This is a genomic window from Gilliamella sp. B2911 (assembly GCF_026536965.1).
Lineage (GTDB): Bacteria > Pseudomonadota > Gammaproteobacteria > Enterobacterales > Orbaceae > Gilliamella > Gilliamella apicola_E.
Map to the genome: position 1 here is coordinate 35,617 of NZ_JAFNNA010000007.1, position 20,273 is coordinate 55,889.

The following is a 20,273-nucleotide window of genomic DNA, read 5'->3' on the forward strand; positions in this document are numbered from 1 at the left end:
AGAAAATGGCAATTTTAAAAAGATTCAATATATCAATAATTAATAGTGGTTTATGTAATCGGGATGGGTTAACACATAATGGACATTAAGCAATCATTATTAAAAGACCTTAACACAGAACAACAAACCGCAGTAGTTACAGATAATCAATATACTATTGTACTTGCAGGTGCCGGAAGTGGTAAGACACGTGTACTTGTTCATCGAATAGCTTGGCTTTGTGTTGAGAAAAATTATTCATCGGGTTCAATTTTTGCGGTGACTTTTACCAATAAAGCTGCTGCTGAAATGCAGGAAAGAATTGAATCGTTAGTTGGTGAAAGATATTTAAATGGAATGTGGGTTGGTACCTTCCACGGTTTGACTCATCGCTTATTACGCATGTTTCCTCAACAAGCTAACCTTCCAGATAATTTTCAGCTTATTGATACAGAAGATCAGATTCGACTTATCAAGCGAATTTTCCGAGAACTTCAAGTAGATGAAAAGCAATGGTCAGCAAAAGAGTGTGCTAATTATATTTCTGCACAAAAAGAGAAAGGATTACGCGCTAAAGACTTGCTGCCAGAAGATCCAAAACAAGTAATGTGGCAAGTGATCTATCGTGATTATCAAGCAATTTGCGATAAAGTTGGCTACGTTGATTTTTCTGAGTTAATTCTGAGAGCTTATGAATTACTTTGTAGAGATGAGAATGTTTTAGATTATTGCCGTAATCGTTTCTCAAATATTCTCATTGATGAGTTTCAAGATACTAATAAAATTCAATATCGATTCGTACAAAAATTAGCGGGTAATACAGCTAATATCATGATTGTTGGTGATGATGATCAGTCAATTTATAGTTGGCGTGGTGCTAATGCCGATAATCTTCAATTATTTATCAATGATTACCCCGATACTGAAATTGTTCGCTTAGAGCAAAATTATCGATCCACAGGGTTTATTTTAGATTCTGCAAATAAATTGATTGCTAACAATAAAAATCGGTTAGGTAAAAATTTATGGACCGATAGTGGCGATGGTGAAAAAATCTTGCTTTACAGAAGTTTTAATGATGCTGATGAGGCAAGATTTGTTGTTGGTCAAATAAAAAAATTGCATGAGCAAGGTCAAAATTACTCTAGTTGCGCGATTTTATATCGTAATAATATTCAATCTCGGATTTTTGAAGATACATTAATGCAAAATGGCATACCTTTCCAAATTTATGGCTCGATTAGATTCTATGAAAGGCAAGAGGTTAAATTGTCTCTTGCTTATTTACGTCTATTACATGACCATAACAATGATATGGCATTTGAAGCAACTATAAATACGCCAACTCGTGGTATAGGCCAAGTTACTTTAGATAAAATTAGACATTTTGCTAAGCATAAAGATATGTCGTTATGGGATGCTTGCTTAACGTTAATTGAAAAAAAGGGACTTTCTGATAGACAACTTACAGACATAAATCGATTTATCCATTTAATGCAATCGATTCATGCTGAAGTTAATGACTTACCTTTTTATAAACAATTAGAGAAGATTATTACATTATCAGGTGTCTTGCGAATGTATGAACAAGAGCCGGGTATTAAAGGTCAGGCAAGGTTAGAAAACCTTGAAGAGCTTGTTTCTGCAGCTGAGCAATTTTACCGTGTCAATCAAAATACCGTGATTGAGGATGCTGAAACGGGTAAACCTTTAACAATTTTAGAATCATTCTTATCGGTTACATCGCTTGAAAGCCGTGATGTGGGTACTGACCAAGATTCTGTTCAACTGATGACGCTACATTCAGCAAAAGGATTGGAATTTGACAATGTCTTTATTGTAGGCTGGGAAGAGGGTATCTTCCCTACCCAACGTTCTATTCAAGAAGTCGATAAAATGGAAGAAGAAAGACGTTTAGCTTATGTTGGTATAACGCGAGCAAGAAAAAACTTAACGCTTTCATTGACAGAACAAAGACGACTCTATGGTCGAGAAGAACGAAATTTACCTTCTCGTTTTTTAGATGAGTTGCCAGTTGAAAACTTAAATGAAACTTATTACCAAGGTGGTTTTTCTTCATTTGGGGGACGATCTGGTTACCAAAATAAAGATGATGAGTTTTATCAAGAACGTAAAAAATCTTATTCTAAGAAGAAAAAGGAAGATGATGGTTATACGTTAGGTAGAAAGGTTAAACATAACCGTTTTGGTGAGGGATCAATTATCAATCTTGATGGTGAAGGTGAGCATAGACGAGTTCAAATCGCTTTCGTTGATGTTGGTATTAAATGGTTAGTAATAAAATTAGCAAACCTGACATTATTATAAATGCCATCTACCTAAATAAAATAGGCGCTAAATATTAATTTACCGCCTATTTTTTTATGAAAATTATTCAGCTTGTTCTTCTACGGCTTGGGTAAAAATATCTTCAAATGTTTGATCTGACCGATTACAAATCCATTTGTTGTTAATAAAGTCAAAATGATAACCTTGTTTTCTTGTTGCTAGCCAAACTTGAAATAAGGGTTCTTGTGTATTAATGATAATTTTACTGTTATTTGGAAAGCTGATATTAATAACATTACCATTAGTTTCGTAATCTAAATCGATATCATGCTCATCAGCATAATCATCAAGGTATGATTCAATTTGATTAAAAAGTTGATCAGTTAGAGTATGAAATTGAGTGACGTTCATATTGGTGTGATTATATTGAGCAATTAATATAGAAATAGTAGCATAAATAGAGAGACTCCGCCACAGCTAGGTGGCGAGAGCAAATTAAGTGTTACTGGTTGAGAGGTAATGAACAAGCCATTATTAATAATTTATAATTATCGTCATTTTTTTCGGCTCGCATCCAACGGCTTGGAATATTAATATTATTAATTAATTTACCCTCTGCAAAGTTTTTTTCAACAAGATCAAGTTGTCCTTTAGCAATTTCTTTTTTGTCACAATTAGCGTAATAGTTAATGACTATAGTGCGATAGGGTGTTTTCACATTATCTATGTTTTGTACTAATGCAGGAGTATAATTGATCACTTCTTTAAAGACACGAATTCGAGGATTATATGGGTGTGACTTTATCGATTTTTTATCAAGGAATGAATACCCAACCTTATTATCTTCGTCAGTTTTAGAAATAGGTGCAAATTGCTCACCGATTCTAGGATTGCTCAACATTTCCTCAACTTCTTTTGCTTGAGTGGCTTTCTCTTCTTCAGTAAGTTGTGGCTTTTCATCTGTTGCATGGCTTATAGTTGCAAAAGAAAAAAGAATTAAGACTAAGCATAATTTTTTCATTTAAATGTTATCTCCCTCTTTTGAGCTCTTGCCTTCACTTGATTCTTGAGTTGCATTATTTTTCTCTTGTTCTTTTTTTAATTTAGAAGCTTCGATCTTTTCTTGCTGCTCTTTTCTTATTTGATCATCAAATAGCTTTATATCTGGACGATCTTTATAAAGAATATCTTTCTTTAAATCGCCTTGAATAGAACAAAGAACTCGATTTTGGTTGTTGTCTAGGTTTTCTAAATATAGTGATTTCTCAATTGTCCCAAGTTTTGGCACTACACCATCAATTGAATAGAGATTATCTGTCCACTCAGGGGATTTAGCATTACGATCATAAATTTTAGCATTAGCAATATAAACATTTTCATTATAACTTGACCATTTTATATTTTTTAATGCATTAATAATTTCTTCTTGGCTATTATCAAAAATAAAGCCCCAATAATAATATTTTCCAGATAAATTTGTTGGAATATATATGTCTTGGTATCCCGTAATAGTTAACCCACGATATTTAAGTGGTTTTTTAAAAATAACTTTATTTTTATCTTGTTGATAAATGGATTCTACAGGAATGAATGTCACATTATCTTTTGTGGTTAAATCAACGTATTCGCTAAATGTTTTTTTATTTTCAGCTAGATTTTGGAAAAATTGATTATCACATGCAAGAAAAGTATCAACTATCTTATCTGTTACACTTGCTTTATTGTCTTGAGCAAAAGCTATGCAAGAAACGAGCGAAGAACAAGCAATCACAGTAAGTTTTTTGAAAAGCATGGGTTGTTCCTTTAAAAAAGCGATAATAGAATGTAACCATATTGTAAAGCAATGTAAGTTGATGTCAATCTAAACAGTTTTAATTTTGAACAAAAATCAGTAAATCACCAGCACTAAAAGAGATTTCGACAGTGTCATTAATCGCTTTATTACGTAAACTAGTAAAACTACCTAAAGATAGAGTTTGATTATGTAATGGGTATTCAAAACCGGTTATAGTCAACCCTGTAACTTTGGATAGAGGCATTAATGAAATAATATGGTATTTAACATGATGGATAATTTGATGGTTAGTTGCGAAGAAAAAGTGACAATAATCATCATAAAACAGCATTTTAAATTGTTGATGATATTGCATAGCAACCGATAAGTTACCTAGAAAGTGGTCACTGGATCGTCCTGATGCACCATATATGGTAAATGATGTAACTCCTTTACTATTTAAAAACAACAACGCTTTTTCAAAGTCAGTTTTAGATTGATCTGGCGTATGAATGATTTGGGTTTTATCGGGAATTGTCATTGTGGAGTTAATGCTATCTAAATCACCGATTATAAAATCTGGTTTAATTGAAGATTTAGATAGATAACTATGATATGCACCGTCAGTACATGCGATATAATTATAATTACTTAATTGGGTAGGTAAATTTTTAGGTGGTTCGCCATTTACAAATAACAGTGCTGTAAACATTATTACTCCCATTAAAACATTTTATAACGCTAAAGTATAAGCCATAATAATTGCATCTTCTTTATTACCATCGGTAGTTGGGTAATAATTTTTTCTAATAGTTATTTGATTGAACCCTATTGAGTGATATAACTCAAGTGCTGGCGCATTTGATTTTCTTACTTCTAACCATATTGTCGAAATTTTATTTGGCATTGCCATTAAATCATCAATCAACTGGTTTAATAATGTTTTTGCTAACCCTTGATTCCGGTATTTAGGATGTATGGCAATATTAAATAAACTTGCTTCATCAGCTACTTGTTGGCAAATACAAAAGCCTACAATTTTATTATCAACGGTTATTTTAAGGTTTAAATAACGTTCTCCTTGATTTGAAAAGAAAGTCTCTTTAGACCAAGGAATAGGGTAGCATAATCGCTCTAACTCATAGGCTTCTGCTAGATCAATTTCATTTAGGATGGAAATCGTTTTCATATTCACATAATTGTAGCCAAAGCTGTCGCTTTTGTTGTGGATCTTTAGCTAGCGAAACTAAATCGCTGGTTTTAATCGTTAATTTATTTTGCCATTGTTCATGGCTTTTTATGTCAATAAACCAAGTTACAACTTTTACTTCATCTGCCGGTATTATTAATTGCGAAGGTGTAAGAAATAAAACTTGCTCTTCAGTTAACTCAATGGCTTTTAAAATATCATAATAAATTTTTTGAGTTGGTTGCTGTTTAGCAATGACGATTAAACGAATTTTATCGTCGATATGTGTAGCAACTTCACCTTGAAAAACGGCAGAATTGCGTAAAACATATTGGGTAATATCACATTGCTTTAGATACCAATCAGTTGCTGTCATTGTCGGATTACTGTTTTTATTAGGGATTAAAGAAAGTTAATTGTATAATCTTCGCTTCAATTTATAAAGGTTTTTCATTGAGGCATTATGGCAATATCCGCATTTACTCCTGCTAGCCAAGTACTTGAACGTCATCAATCCTTTTTTGATGATAAAAATATTCTTATTGCAGGTGATATCCAAGATAATTACCCAGCTGTTATATCAGCTAATTTGGTTAAGATTCACTGCTCGCAGTATCACACATTTTTAAATTTTAAACACTCGAAACGAGCTGAAAGCACAAATTTTTCGCTCTATTCTGACGAGTCTTTTTATAACAATGTTAACACACTCATATATTATTGGCCTAAAACTAAGAGTGAAGCACAATTTCAGTTATCATTTTTATTAAATAATATGCCTAAAGAGAGTGATATTTTTATTATTGGTGAAAATCGGACTGGTGTAAAAAGTGTTGAAGGATTATTGGCTGATTTTGGCTCTATACAAAAAATAGATAGTGCAAGGCGATGTGGTCTGTATCATTTTCGTGCTGATAGCCGTTTAGCTTTTGAATTAAAAGAGTGGTGGCTTAGTTATCATTTAACCATTGAAAACCAAGATATCGAAATTAAAAGCTTACCAGGTGTATTTAGCCAAAAAGGATTAGATGCGGGTAGTGAGCTTCTGTTAAATGCCTTGATGGAACAGAGTGATATTATTAAAGGTAATATCCTAGATGTAGGCTGTGGCTCAGGCATATTATCAACAGTTTTAGGTAAGTTATATCAAGATATAAGTTTAACATTAACTGATGTCAGCAGTATGGCGTTAGAATCAAGCAAAGCTACGTTAGCTTGTAATAATCTTTCTGCAAATGTTATTGCTAGTGATGTATTTTCAGATATCAACGATAAATTTCACTTAATCATCTCTAATCCACCTTTTCATGATGGTAAAGAGACAAGTTATACTGCAGTAAACAAACTGATTAAAGAGGCTAAAAAACACTTAAAATTAAATGGTTATCTTTGTATTGTGGCAAATTCATTTTTGCCTTATCAATCGATTTTGGATGAAACCTTTAAAAGTGTTGAAATTATTGCCCAAACAACAAAATTTAAAGTCTATTTAGCCAGTCATTAATAAGTAATGATAATCAAATATTCATGCGTGAGTAGAGTGAACTAGATCACGCGTGAAAATTGATGTTGTCGAACCAATCGTCGCATATAAATATCAAAACACATACAAATATTTCGAATAAGCAAATGCCCTTTAGGTTGGACAACGATGCTATCTTTACCAATTAAGACTAAACCATCTTGTTCCAATGGTGCTAATAGTTTTAAATCTTCAGTAAAATAGTCATCAAATTTAATCGCATAAAGTTGTTCAATTTGTTTTTTATCAAGGTAAAAATGGCAAATAAGTTGCTTAATGATGTCTCTTCTTATTTTGTCATCTTGATTTAAGGTAAATCCTTTCCATAAACCATTACCTTGTTGTTTAACTAAAGTTTGATAATTTTTTAGATCTTTATGGTTCTGTGCATAACTATCACCCAACATACTAATAGCTGACACACCAAGACCCAATAAATCTGAATCTCCTTTAGTTGTGTATCCTTGAAAGTTACGATGCAATTTATTTTCTTGTTGAGCAATAGCCAACTCATCGGTTGGTTTGGCAAAATGATCCATACCGATAAATTGATAACCGGCTTGAGTTAATTTTTCTATACTAGTTTGTAAGATCTTTAATTTTTGATTAGCGTTAGGTAAATCATAATCTTTGATTTTACGTTGCGCAGCAAAACGACTAGGTAAATGGGCATAATTAAAAACGCTTAATCTATCGGGTGAAATATCAATAACTTTATTTAAAGTTTCGGTAAAACTTTCAACGGTCTGTTTAGGTAATCCATAAATTAAATCGAGGCTAATTGATCGAAAATTATTTTTTCGTGCTTGAGCAATCAACGAGCGGATTAAATTTTCATCTTGTTCTCGGTTAATTAGATTCTGAATTTCATGATTGAAATCTTGAATTCCCATACTTAACCGATTAAAGCCTAGTTCAGAAAGATGATCGATTGTTTGTGTACTGATTTCTCTGGGGTCTATTTCAATTGATAATTCAGCATCTTGAGTAAAGTTAAAATGTTGTCTGATTGATGTGATTAATCGTGTCATTTCATCATCAGTCAAAAAAGTAGGAGTGCCTCCGCCCCAATGCATTTGGCTTACAATACGATTTTTAAACAACTCTGACCGTTTAGCAATTTCAATATCTAGTATATCGAGATACTGGGTAACTTTATGGGTTTGCCGGGTAATAAGTTTATTACAACCGCAAAAGTAACAAAGTTTATGGCAAAACGGAATGTGGACATATAGTGATAATGAACGTTCAGGATAACGTGTGGCAGCTGAAAGAAAGTTTTGTTCAGTGAACTGCTCATTAAATTCAAGCGCAGTTGGATATGAAGTATATCTTGGGCCGGAATAGTTATACTTTTCTATCAACGCTTGGTCCCATAGCTGAGATTGAATCATATTGTGTTTATTTAATCCTGCTTTTGACATTGTTGTTTCCATCACATTTTGCTTTACTACGCTTTTTAATTTGCGCTTTAATTTTAATACGATTGATTTTTTTCAAATACAATAATGTGCAGATAAATAATCCCAAATATAAACCGAGCATAATAAATATTGGCATGGTTAATGACTCTTTATTGACATTATTTGGAAAATGAAATTATAAATTTCTAGTTCATATTAAATAAATCTAACTTAATTACGTTTAAGTAAGCTGACAATATCTTCTTTAGGCTCTTCTAACTCGTCATCAAAATCATTATCTTCATAACCTAATTGTTTCATCAGTTGATTAATGCGATCTAGTTTATTATCAAGATAAGATTGTTGTTCATTAGTCAATGTTTTGCCTTGCTCAACTAAATCAAGTAAATGGTCAAGTTTAGTATCATTTTCAAGCTGGTCTAATTCTTGTTCTGGTGTTAATTTGACCTTTTTAGGTTGATTAACTTTTATAATTGGATCATCCGTTTGCACTAATGAAATTGGTTTTTTACTACCAATTCGCGGATCTTTAATGATATTTGACGTTTTTTTATTGTTTTGTTTGCCGTTAAAACGAGAACCACTAGGTAAACCTTTATGTTTACGTTTGCGCTTAAGTTCTCGAGACTCTTCATTAATCTCTTGACGGGTTTTTTTCGATTTATTTTTTAACATACAATCTCAATTTAATATCTGGTTATAAATTTACTTAAACATATTTTACCAGCAAGTCATTAATATAGCTATGAGCAGAAGTTAATGCGAATTTATGATTGTAAAAAAATAGATTTAGTATAATCTGAGCCAAATAATTTTTAAATATTGAGCAAATAAAACATGAAAAATCATTTGAGCCCTTATATGCAATTTACCCGACAAGAGTGGGCTGGCTTGCGTAATGCGGTACCGATGACTTTAACTGCTGAAGAATTAACCTCGTTACAAGGAATTAATGAAGATTTGTCTATGGATGAAGTAAGTGAAATTTACTTGCCTTTATCTCGATTACTCAATTATTATATAAGCAATAGTTTTAGCCGTCAGGCAGTCTTATCAAAGTTTCTAGGTAAAAGTCAGAAAATACCTTATGTTATCGGTATTGCTGGTAGTGTTGCTGTTGGTAAAAGCACCACAGCTCGTGTCTTACAAGCATTATTAACTCGTTGGCCGGAACATCGCAAAGTTGCGTTAGTAACGACCGATGGCTTTTTATATCCCAATCGTTATCTTGAAGAACGTGGTATCATGAATAAGAAAGGATTTCCTCAATCTTATGATATCAAAAAGTTAATTAATTTTGTTGCTGATGTAAAGTCAGGTCAGTCAGAAGTTAAAGCACCCGTTTATTCTCATTTGGTTTACGATATTGTTGAAGACGAACAGATTACTATCGACAGTCCAGATATTTTAATTCTTGAAGGATTAAATGTTTTACAAGGCACCATAAATTATACACAGGCTAACAATCGGGTGTTTGTTTCCGATTATGTAGACTTTTCAATATATGTCGATGCACAATTACCCTTATTACACGATTGGTATGTGAATCGATTTTTAAAATTTAGAGCTGGGGCATTTAGTGATCCTAACTCTTACTTTAACCACTATTCTAAGCTTCCCGAGGAAGAGGCTGTGAATATTGCTAACCGCCTTTGGCGAGAAATTAATGAATTGAATTTGATCGAAAATATCCTGCCAACACGGGAACGAGCAAGTTTGATTTTAACCAAAGGTAAAGATCATAAAGTAGATTGTGTTCAATTAAGAAAATAAACTTAGGGGAATCAATATGAAATCAGCAATTAGGTTATTAAGTAAGTTAAGCATTATCACTTTAGTTACTGCATTTTCTGTAAACAGTTATGCAACAAATAATGATGAATACCAAGGGTTAAATTGTGACGGAAAAAAACAAGCAATCCAAACTAAAATAGATCAAGCTAAGAATGCCAATAATGCTAATGAAGTTGCAGGTCTTGAAAAAGCGCTTCAAGAAGTTAATACCAATTGTAAAGATGAAACATTAGAAGAAAAATATAAAAGATTAGTGGTTGAAAAAACTAAAGATGTTACTGATAAAACTAAAGAATTAGCAGAAAAGACTAAAGAATATGCAAAAGACAAACTCAATGCAAATCAAGATAAAATTGATGCATTAAAAGCTAAATTAAATGATGCTGAAAAAGAGTTATCTGATGCTAAAGATAAACTTGCTGATTATTACAAACAAATGACTAGCAAATAGAGTAAAGTTAAACGCAAAAAAGTGCCTTCCTCAACTTTTTTGTTAGATAAGCACCATTAATCGAGCGTTAATGGTGCTTTTTTATTGATAAAAGATAATGTGCTTAAACTAGACTTTTCTGCCTAAAAAGAGTAAGGTGTGCGCCTTATTACGTGGTTCGTGAACCTCCCACGCTAAAAAACTAAGGAAAATTTAATGAGCAACATTACACTACTTGGCGACCAATCTGTTCGCTATCCAACTGACTATTGTCCAAATATTTTAGAAACCTTTGATAATAAACACCCCGGTAATGATTATTTTGTTAAATTTAATTGCCCGGAATTTACCAGCCTTTGTCCTATCACTGGTCAACCTGATTTTGCGACGATTTATATTTCGTATGTCCCCAATATAAAGATGGTGGAAAGTAAATCGCTCAAACTCTATTTATTTAGCTTTCGTAATCATGGTGATTATCATGAAGATTGCATTAATATCATTATGAAAGATCTGATTAAATTAATGGATCCTAAATATATTGAGGTTTGGGGGAAATTTACACCACGTGGTGGTATCTCTATCGACCCTTATGCTAATTACGGTAAACCTGGTACTAACTGGGAACAAATTGCGCTTAATCGTTTAGCTAATCACGATCTTTATCCTGAAAAAGTCGATAATCGTTAATTTTTTTCGTACACAAATTAAATCGGAACCGTTAAAAATGCAAAATCGTAAAGCACTAGTGATATTTTCTGGTGGGCAAGATTCTACTACCTGTTTACTGCAAGCCATTGCTGATTATGGGCGTGAAAACGTTGAAACAATCAGCTTTCAATATGGTCAACGACATGCCATTGAGCTTGAAAAAGCCAAATGGATTGCTGACGATCTTGGTGTAAAGCAAACCGTCATTGACACTTCAGTGATCAAACAAACAACTAATAATGCCTTGATTGATGACTCGCAAGAAATTAAATCAGCTCAAGAAGGGAATTATCCGAATACCTTTGTTGACGGGCGTAATATGCTATTTTTATTGTTAGCCGGGTGTTATGCCAAACAGCACAGTATTAAAGATATCATTATTGGCGTATGTGAAACCGATTTCAGTGGTTATCCGGATTGTCGAGATATCTTTATTAAATCCATGAATGTTTCGATGAATTTAGCCTTGGATTACACGTTTAACATCATCACCCCATTAATGTATCTGACTAAAGCGCAAACATGGGAAATGGCTGATAAACTTGGTTATCTTGATTATATTCGGCTACACACTCACACTTGTTATTATGGGGTAGAGGGTGGATGTGGTAAATGTCCAAGCTGTATCCTTCGAGATAAAGGTTTAACTCAATACCTTAATCAATCAAATTAACACTGGGTTCACTCACCCCATTAAAAAAGGAAAAACTTATGTATCTGAACACTAATTCAGAACAAACGAGCAAATTTACTCATACTCAACAAATGAAGGCTCTTGGCTGGCTTTCGTTTTTTCATATCTTAGTTATTGCTTCGAGCAATTATCTGGTACAAATCCCATTTGATATCTTCGGTTTTCATACCACATGGGGAGCATTTACCTTTCCATTTATCTTTTTAACCACCGATTTAACCATTCGGGTATTTGGTGCTAGTCTTGCCAGAAAGATTATCTTTGTAGTGATGATACCGGCATTACTGTTCTCTTATTCCATTTCGGTTGTGTTTTTTGAAGGGCATTGGATGGGATTTTCAGCTTTATCTGATTTTAACAGTTTTGTTTTCCGTATTGCTTTAGCCAGTTTTGCCGCTTATTTAGTCGGGCAATTGATGGATATCACCGTGTTTAATTATTTACGTAAGAATAAAGCATGGTGGGTTGCGCCTTCGGCGTCAGCGGTGTTAGGTAATGGTATAGATACTATTGTCTTTTTTGCCATTGCCTTTTATCAAAGTAGTGACGAATTTATGGCCAATCATTGGATCGAGATTGCCGCAATTGACTATAGTTTTAAAATTTTGATTTGTGGATTATTCTTCTTACCGCTTTATGGCATTATTTTGAATTTCATTTTAAAAAAACTGCTTATAAAATCACTATAACAACCTGATTAATTACTTAATTATTCGGAATAATTGTTAATATTTAGAGCTTATCAGCGTTATGATAAGTTCTAAATGCTAAAACCCCTCTCAAAAACCCCGTTCCTCAACTTTTTTTACCAATTTAAAACATTTAATTATCTCAAAAAAAATTAAAAATCTTGATAAAGATTCTTTGCTAAAGTTTTTGTGAAAGTGCATAATATAAACAAAAAAATAAGTAGTATTTTTATCAGGAATAGAAAGGATTTAGGTGAAACAATGAGATTGATAAAACACTTAGCTGTGTTGGGTTTGTTTTTGACGTTATGCGCTTGTGATAATCAAAAAGATAAATCGACAGATTCAGTAAGTAATAATAAAACTGAATTAACTACAAATAATACCAGTAATACCAGTAATACAACGCATGATTCGAGTACAAATTCGCAATCTCATAACCCATTTAATCCAACACCTGAACTAATCGAAAAATATAAAGGTAAAAATCTAAAAGTTCTCGATAGTTCAGAATTAATCATTGATGGTTCAAGCACATTAGTCGTGACGTTTTCCGTTCCTCTCAATCCGAAATTGAATTTTTCAAATTTATTAAGATTGGTTGACAAAGAGAGTGGTGTGGTTGATGGCGCTTGGGAGTTGTCTGATAATGGCCTTGAATTAAAACTTCGCTACCTTCAGCCAAATCGTAAATTGGTTTTAACTATCGATAAGATGTTATCAGCGATTAATGATAGCCATTTGTCATCTGTTTATGAAGCTCAAATAACCACCCAAGATCGCCAACCTATGGTTGGTTTTGCTAGTACTGGATTTTTATTACCAAGTAAATCCATGAGTGGATTGCCGATTAATACGCTCAATGTTGATAAAGTTGATATAAACTTTTTCAAAATTAAGCCAGAAAAATTACCTATTTTGCTTGATAATTATGGTTTTATTGATATGTTGTCAATTTGGCGTTCGCAAAGTATGAGTGAATATACTGATTTAGTTTATTCTTCAAGATTTGATCTTAATCCTAGACCGAATGCTCAAGAAACCATTATCGTTAACCTTTCTACAGTTTCTGAACTTAATCAAGAAGGTGTTTATATTGCGGTAATGAATGAAGCGGGTACTTATAATGAATCAAATCCTGCAACAATATTTTCAATAAGCAATATCGGGATTTCATATCATCGTTATGATAATGGTAAATTAGCGGTAACAACTCATGCTTTAGATAACGGTAAGCCACTAGCTAATATTAATTTAACATTATTATGCGAATCTAATAATAAGCAGTGTAAGAATATTAAGGCAACGACAGATAAAGATGGCTATGTTGAAATCGATGGCAACAACAAGGCATATAGCGTATTGACTGCAACCGATGGCGAGCAAACTTCATTTTTGATGGTTAATCGTGCTGCGCTTAATTTAACTGATTTCAATTTATCGGGCAAACCTTTCTACCAAAAACAATTATTTGTTTTTGGCCCTCGTGACCTTTATCGTCCAAAAGAAACCGTCTATTTTAATGCACTATTACGTGATGCAGATGGACAGCCATTACCTGATCAACCAATCGTCGCTGAAGTGTTTTCTTCTAATGGTCGAGTTGTCAAAACTTATCAACTAAAAAGCAGTGTGAATACCAATGGTTTATATCAACAACAATTTGTTATCCCCGCTGATGCAGCAACAGGTAATTGGTTAATTCGTTTCAATTTAGGTGATGATAACTATCGCCAGTGGAATTTCAAAGTTGAAGAATTTTTGCCAGAACGTATGGCGATGGAAATACACAGTTCATCTGATGGTCCAATTCTTAAGAGTGAAGATGTTTCTTTTGATATAAAAGGTTGGTATTTATATGGTGCGCCAGCATCTGGTAATCGCTTAGATGCTAATCTTTATTTAAAGAAAGTTGATACCATTGCAGGATTAGATGACTTCAAAATTGGATCAGCTACTGAAGAAAATCCATATCGCGAACTTGATTCTTTAGAGTTAAAGTTAGATAGCGATGGTTTAACTGAAATTAATATTGAGAATAATTATTGGTCAGGAAGCTCATCACCTCTAAAAGTCGTTTTACAAGCTAGTTTGCTAGATTCTGGTGGTAGACCAGTTACGCGCTATGCAACACAAACTATTTGGCCTGCACCTAAATTGCCGGCAATCCGAGCATTATTTGAAAACTCAGAATATTATGATTGGAATAGCGATAATTATTTTGAGCGTCCAACTGTAGACATAAATAGTAATGCTGAATTCGAAATCGCTTATGTTGATTTGGATGGGGAAAAATTAGGTACAAAATCATTAAAAGCTAGACTAGTTCGTGAGCGTAATGATTACTATTGGGTTTGGTCAGAGGAAGACGGTTGGCGTCAAAGTTCCAACTCGAAGGAATTTGTGGTTTCTGAAGATCAGTTATCTATTGAGGCAGGCAGTACCACAAAAATAACCTATCAACCTACTGATTATGGTGCTTACCGAATTGAAGTGGTAGATACAAGCAGTAAAGTCGTATCAAGTCTCAGATTCTGGGCTGGTTATGATTGGGAAGATAATACTCATGGTACTAAATCTGTACGCCCAGACCAAGTTAAGTTAAGTATTGATAAACCATCTTATAATCCTGGAGATGTCGCTAAAGTTAATGTTCAAGCACCTGTAGCTGGTTCTGGTTATATTTCTCTCGAAACCAATGATGGAACCATTTGGAAAAAAGCCATTACGGTGGGTGAAGAAGGTTTAGATGTCGAAATTCCTATTGAAAAATGGGGGCGACATGATATCTATATTAGTGCTATGATTATTCGCCCTTCGACTGATGCTTCCGTGCAAACAGTTAAACGAGCAATTGGTTTACTCCATTTACCAATTGATACGTCTAATCGTCAATTAAATGTGACAATTGATACACCGGTACAAGTAGAACCTGAAACTGTTGTGCCAATTAAAATTAAAATGGATAAACCATCTGTCCAAAAAGATAAAAAAGTGACTGTATTGGTTTCAGCTGTTGATTCAGGTGTTTTAAATATCACTGATTATGTCACACCAGATCCTTATGCTTGGTTTTTAGGACGTAAACGTTTTAATGTAGATTTTAACGATGTCTATGGCAGCTTAATTGAAGCTACTGGTCGTAATGTAAATATGAGCTTTGGTGGTGATGCGATGGGCGCTGGCGGTAAAAAACCGTCAAATGAAGTTCAAATTGTTGCGCAACAACTCAAAACCATTCAATTAGATGATAATGGGGAAGGTGTGATTAATTTACCTTTACCTAATTTTAATGGTGAGCTACGTATAATGGCTCAAGCATGGGATGATAATCGTTTTGGTAAAGCTGATAAAAAAATGAAGGTTTCAGCTCCGGTTATAGTTGAATTATCAACTCCTCGATTCTTATCTGGTGGTGATCGCGCTGTATTAGCGTTAGATCTTCATAATTTGACAGATAAAACACAAAATATGAAAGTTGAAGTATCGACTAATGGTTTGATTCATCAAAATGAAGCCAAAACGATATCACTCAAACTTGATAGTAAACAAAAAGATATCATTCAAATCCCTGTTATTGCAGATTATGGTTATGGTACTGGTTCGGTAACGATAGCGGTCAAAGGTATTTTACTTGAAGATAATTCTGACACTAAAATTGAAAGATCATGGTCAATTGGAGTAAGGCCTGCATATGCCGGAACAACGAGATCTTATGTGTTAGCACTAGATGCCAATGAGAATTGGGAATTACCAAACGATGCATTAACAGGATTAATTGATAACACTGTTGAAGGGCAATTGGTCATTTCTAATCAGCCGCCGTTAAATATTGCTCAATATATCAAAGATTTATTTGCATATCCTTACGGTTGTTTGGAACAAACAACGAGTGGTTTATTCCCATCATTATATGCTAATAGTAAACAACTCGCAGAACTAGGTATTAAAACTGATTCAGATGAGAAGCGTCGTGAAAAAGTGCAATTAGGTATTTCACGTATCTTATCAATGCAACGAAGTAATGGTAGCTTTGGGCTATGGAATAGTCATAGTGAAGAAGAGCATTGGTTGACAGTTTATGCAACAGATTTCTTGTTGCAAGCTAAAGAACGAGGTTATCAAGTTAGTGATAAAGCGCTTGATTCAGCAATGACACGTCTAGGTCAATATATCTATGATACGTCTGCATATAATAATTTTGGTTATTATGGAGATTCACGTAGTTTTGAGTTTTCTAAGTTGTCAATTAAAGCCTATGCATTAATGGTTTTAACTAAACAAAATAAAGTTACCTCAGCAATGCGTAACGAGATAAATTATTTATCAGACAAGATAAGTAATGATAAGTCATTTATCTATTCGCCATTACCTATAGCTCAACTAGCGGTTGCTGCTAAATTAAATGGTAATCAAAATGTTTATGAAAAATTATTACCTTTAGTTTTTAGCACTTCGTATCAATACAATAATCACTGGTTTGGTAATTACGGTAGTGAAATACGTGATGAAGCATTAATTCTATCTTTATTAATAGAAAACAAAATAGCTCAGAATAAACAAGGTACTTATCTGTATAATTTATCAGATTTATTAAACAGTAAACGATATTTCTCAACACAAGAATTAAATTCATTGTTTATTGCTGGTTGGTCATTAGAACAGCATAGAAGTGGTAATAAATTTAAAGTATCAGTGAATGGAAAAGTTAATGAAGTTGATTCAGTATTTTCTCATTCATATGATTTTGATAAATTAACCCAAGGATTATCGATTGATAATTCAGAATCAGATGAGCCACTATATGTTAAGTTCTCTGTAACAGGTTATTCTAAAACACCTCCAGCGCCAACCTCAGCTGATGGTTTCTTTAACATCAGTCGTACGTATTATGATTTGCAGGGTAATAAAATATCACCAGCAGATTTAGATGTAGGTTCTATGATGGTTGTGGTTTTAGATGTAATAGCTAAAGAACAAGTTCATGATGCGTTGGTTGTTGATTTCTTACCAGCTGGTCTAGAGCTTGAAAATCAAAACCTTTCTAATAGTAGTGTGAATTTATCATCAATTCCTGGTATAGCTAAATTAATGGGAGATGATGATGCTAGTAATATTAAATATCAAGAATATAGAGATGATAGATATGTTGCCGCTGTTAACATTAATAATTATGTGGGGCGCAATAAATATCGAAAACGTTTAGTGTATTTAGTTAGAGCAGTAACTACTGGCGATTACATGATTCCTTATCCTTATGTAGAATCTATGTATCGTCCAGACCGTTTTGCTATAGGACAATCACCTGATTTCATGACTATTTCAAATCCTAAGCAGGAAGAAAATTAATTAGATATTAATATACGTTACTAATTATTCCGCCAATATATTTGGCGGAATTTTTATTTATAAATACATTTGGCTGGGTCACATAATAAAGATAATGAAAAAATGCTTTTATAAAATATTTAAATTTTTTTTGATATTATTAGTTTTATTGAGCAGTAGTTTTTTTATTGCTGACTCTCTTTTTCCTTTATCTATTTCACAAAATAAAACTACACAAACCGTTGTTGCAGAAGATGAAACGCCATTATGGCGATTTGCTGATCAAAATGGTGTTTGGCGTTATTCAGTCAGTCTTGATGAAGTGCCAGACTATTATCTTGAAGTTTTATTAAATTATGAAGATCGCTATTTTTATGAACATATAGGTATTAATCCGATTTCTTTATTTCGTGCAGCTTGGCAAAATATATCAAATGATAAAATCGTTTCCGGTGGTAGTACTATATCTATGCAAGTGGCAAGATTATTATATCCACACGATCGAACGCTAACGGGTAAGCTAAAACAGATCTTTAGAACCCTCCAGCTTGAATTACATTATAGTAAAGATGAAATCTTAACTTTATATATTAACCACGCACCCTATGGTGGCACAATAGAAGGTATTGGGGCGGCAAGTTGGTCTTATTTTGGTAAACAGCCCAAAGAGTTAACAAGAAGTGAGGCAGTATTATTAGCAGTGTTGCCTCAAGCCCCAAGTCGATTACGACCCGACCGATTTCCTGAAAGAGCCAAACAAGCTCGTGATAAAGTATTAGACCGATTGGCAGAATATAAAGTATGGTCAAATGATTTAATCGAAACCGTTCGACGCGATGAGGTTTGGGTATATCCACGAAAAGCACCACAAGTGGCTCCCTTACTGGCTTATCGTTTAAAAAATAAATACCCTAATGAGGATATTATTCATTCCACTATTGATGTTTCAATTCAATATAATTTAGAAGATTTAGCCATCAATCGTGTGAAACAACTACCGCCTAAAACATCATTGGCTATTTTAGTAGTCGATCATACTGATATGGCAGTAAAAGGCTATGTCGGTTCAGCTGATTTTAATGACAATGAACGCTTTGGCCAAGTTGATATGATTAGTGCCTTACGTTCTCCTGGCTCTACACTAAAACCTTTTATTTATGCGCTTGCTCTTGATGACGGTATGATTCATTCTGAATCGCTATTACAAGATGTTCCTCGTATTACTACCGATTATCGTCCGACCAATTTCGATGATGGTTTCTATGGGCCGGTTAGTGTATCTGACGCATTAAGTAAATCATTAAATTTACCAGCGGTTCAATTAATTGAGTTATATGGCCCAAAACGATTTGCAGGTAAATTGGCTGGTATTGGGTTACCTTTATCTTCGATAGGCAACGAGCCTAATATCTCCTATATATTAGGTGGTGCTTCATTAAGGATGGATAATCTTGTTAGTGCATATAGTGCATTTGCTAGGCATGGCGAAGTGAGTCCATTGCGCTTTACTCAAAAAGAGCCATTGATTAATAAACCCTTTATTTCAGATGGTAGTGCTTGGATAACAAGACAAATGTTGATTAATAGTAATCTATTAGCTTATAAAACAGGAACCAGTTATGGCTATCGGGATGCTTGGGCAGTTGGTATCAATCCAAGATATTTAATTGGCGTTTGGGTAGGGCGTCCTGATGGTACTCCCGTTGTTGGGCAATATGGTTCAATGTCTGCAATGCCAATTTTACAACATGTTAATTCTATTTTGTTAAATAGAGAAAATCGTTTAAATCGTCCACTTACTACTTATGAAAAACCAGCATCAGTATCTTCTACGAAAATTTGTTGGCCATTAGGGCAACCTCTTCCAGAATCTGATGTAAATTGTCACCGTCAAAAGACTGCATGGGTTTTAAACAATATGACACCGCCAACATTAAGTACCTATGGTGAACTAAAAAATAATATCTATCGTTCTGGGTGGATAACGATTTGGGTAAATGAACGAGGTGAACGTGTTGCTGCTGATTGTCCCGGAGCACAAAAAAAACAACTTGCCCTATGGCCAGTATCATTAGAAAACTTTTTGTTAACAAAAGAGAAAAGGCGGACTTTATTACCACCAATTGATAAAAGTTGCCCTGTAATGGGACAAGATGTTTTTGCTTCACTCAATATTGTAGGTTTACGTGATAAACAATTGATTAGAGCATTACCAGGAAGTCATCAAGTCACAGTTGATTTAACTCCAGAGGGTGGATATGGGGAAAAATGGTGGTTTTTAGATGGAAACTTATTTGCTAATTCCAAAGATAATGAAAAAGTGGCCTTAACTATTGCTAAAAAAGGTGTTCATCGTTTGCTATTATTAGATGAAAGCGGACAAATATTTCGATTAAAGTTTATGTCAGATTAATTAAGTAACAAACTCAGTGGTTAATTTATTGCCCATT

17 protein-coding genes and 1 riboswitch are annotated in these 20,273 nt (G+C 33.6%); of the genes, 9 read left to right on the forward strand and 8 right to left on the reverse strand.

The genetic code is table 11. From position 1 onward, the window contains the following. The first annotated feature begins 78 nt into the window (after positions 1–78). A complete protein-coding gene (uvrD, locus tag J3U27_RS07340) occupies positions 79–2,307 on the forward strand; it encodes a DNA helicase II (RefSeq protein WP_267377160.1) in 2,229 nt (742 codons plus the stop codon). Between the two features lie 63 nt (positions 2,308–2,370). Here the strand turns inward: uvrD and cyaY are convergent, their stop codons facing one another. The 6 genes from cyaY to J3U27_RS07370 all read right to left on the reverse strand — a co-directional run bounded on the left by cyaY (position 2,371) and on the right by J3U27_RS07370 (position 5,607). Further along, positions 2,371–2,679, reverse strand: a complete 309-nt coding sequence (gene cyaY, locus J3U27_RS07345; protein WP_065733841.1) for an iron donor protein CyaY — start codon at positions 2,677–2,679, stop codon at positions 2,371–2,373. 91 nt (positions 2,680–2,770) lie between these two features. Then, positions 2,771–3,289 carry a surface-adhesin E family protein gene (locus J3U27_RS07350; protein ID WP_065733842.1) on the reverse strand — a complete coding sequence of 173 codons (519 nt, stop codon included), beginning with the start codon at positions 3,287–3,289 and terminating at the stop codon, positions 2,771–2,773. Then, complete coding sequence (locus J3U27_RS07355) at positions 3,290–4,060, reverse strand: hypothetical protein (protein ID WP_267337416.1); 771 nt, start codon at positions 4,058–4,060, stop codon at positions 3,290–3,292. A gap of 79 nt (positions 4,061–4,139) precedes the next feature. Further along, on the reverse strand, positions 4,140–4,754 hold the full coding sequence (locus tag J3U27_RS07360) for a thiamine diphosphokinase (protein ID WP_267377161.1): 615 nt from the start codon (positions 4,752–4,754) through the stop codon (positions 4,140–4,142). A 21-nt stretch (positions 4,755–4,775) separates the two neighbouring features. Next, on the reverse strand, positions 4,776–5,231 hold the full coding sequence (gene rimI / locus J3U27_RS07365) for a ribosomal protein S18-alanine N-acetyltransferase (protein WP_267330628.1): 456 nt from the start codon (positions 5,229–5,231) through the stop codon (positions 4,776–4,778). Then, positions 5,206–5,607: a DNA polymerase III subunit psi gene (locus J3U27_RS07370; RefSeq protein WP_065733846.1), complete on the reverse strand. Its 402-nt coding sequence runs from the start codon at positions 5,605–5,607 to the stop codon at positions 5,206–5,208. The genes rimI and J3U27_RS07370 overlap by 26 nt, the downstream gene beginning before the upstream one ends. 93 nt (positions 5,608–5,700) lie before the next feature. On the opposite strand from J3U27_RS07370, the gene rsmC reads away from it, so the two are divergent. Next, complete coding sequence (gene rsmC, locus J3U27_RS07375; protein ID WP_416380554.1) at positions 5,701–6,735, forward strand: 16S rRNA (guanine(1207)-N(2))-methyltransferase RsmC; 1,035 nt, start codon at positions 5,701–5,703, stop codon at positions 6,733–6,735. Between the two features lie 41 nt (positions 6,736–6,776). On the opposite strand, the gene hemN is transcribed toward rsmC, so the two are convergent. Together hemN and yihI are read right to left on the reverse strand one after the other, a co-directional pair. Further along, positions 6,777–8,147 (reverse strand): oxygen-independent coproporphyrinogen III oxidase, encoded by a 1,371-nt coding sequence (gene hemN / locus J3U27_RS07380; protein ID WP_370632605.1) that lies wholly within the window; start codon positions 8,145–8,147, stop codon positions 6,777–6,779. A 240-nt stretch (positions 8,148–8,387) separates the two neighbouring features. Next, positions 8,388–8,852 (reverse strand): Der GTPase-activating protein YihI, encoded by a 465-nt coding sequence (gene yihI / locus J3U27_RS07385; protein WP_267377163.1) that lies wholly within the window; start codon positions 8,850–8,852, stop codon positions 8,388–8,390. Between the two features lie 162 nt (positions 8,853–9,014). Between yihI and coaA the strand changes: the two genes are divergently transcribed. From coaA to pbpC, 7 genes are all read left to right on the forward strand, one after another. Beyond that, positions 9,015–9,950, forward strand: a complete 936-nt coding sequence (gene coaA, locus J3U27_RS07390) for a type I pantothenate kinase (RefSeq protein WP_065563120.1) — start codon at positions 9,015–9,017, stop codon at positions 9,948–9,950. 16 nt (positions 9,951–9,966) lie between these two features. Continuing rightward, positions 9,967–10,422 (forward strand): DUF1090 family protein, encoded by a 456-nt coding sequence (locus J3U27_RS07395; RefSeq protein ID WP_065563119.1) that lies wholly within the window; start codon positions 9,967–9,969, stop codon positions 10,420–10,422. A gap of 146 nt (positions 10,423–10,568) precedes the next feature. Then, a riboswitch (PreQ1 riboswitch) is annotated at positions 10,569–10,613 on the forward strand. A 4-nt stretch (positions 10,614–10,617) separates the two neighbouring features. Then, complete coding sequence (queF, locus tag J3U27_RS07400) at positions 10,618–11,091, forward strand: preQ(1) synthase (protein ID WP_065563118.1); 474 nt, start codon at positions 10,618–10,620, stop codon at positions 11,089–11,091. 16 nt (positions 11,092–11,107) lie between these two features. Beyond that, entirely contained in the window at positions 11,108–11,785 is a 678-nt protein-coding gene (gene queC, locus J3U27_RS07405) for a 7-cyano-7-deazaguanine synthase QueC (protein WP_267377193.1), read from the forward strand. A 38-nt stretch (positions 11,786–11,823) separates the two neighbouring features. Continuing rightward, the gene (locus J3U27_RS07410; protein WP_267338932.1) at positions 11,824–12,495 is read left to right on the forward strand and encodes a 7-cyano-7-deazaguanine/7-aminomethyl-7-deazaguanine transporter; all 672 of its coding nucleotides are present in this window, start codon (positions 11,824–11,826) and stop codon (positions 12,493–12,495) included. Positions 12,496–12,756: 261 nt separating this feature from the next. Beyond that, the gene (locus tag J3U27_RS07415) at positions 12,757–17,844 is read left to right on the forward strand and encodes an alpha-2-macroglobulin family protein (protein ID WP_267377164.1); all 5,088 of its coding nucleotides are present in this window, start codon (positions 12,757–12,759) and stop codon (positions 17,842–17,844) included. A 94-nt stretch (positions 17,845–17,938) separates the two neighbouring features. Next, entirely contained in the window at positions 17,939–20,236 is a 2,298-nt protein-coding gene (gene pbpC / locus J3U27_RS07420) for a penicillin-binding protein 1C (protein ID WP_416380553.1), read from the forward strand. Positions 20,237–20,273 lie beyond the last annotated feature (37 nt).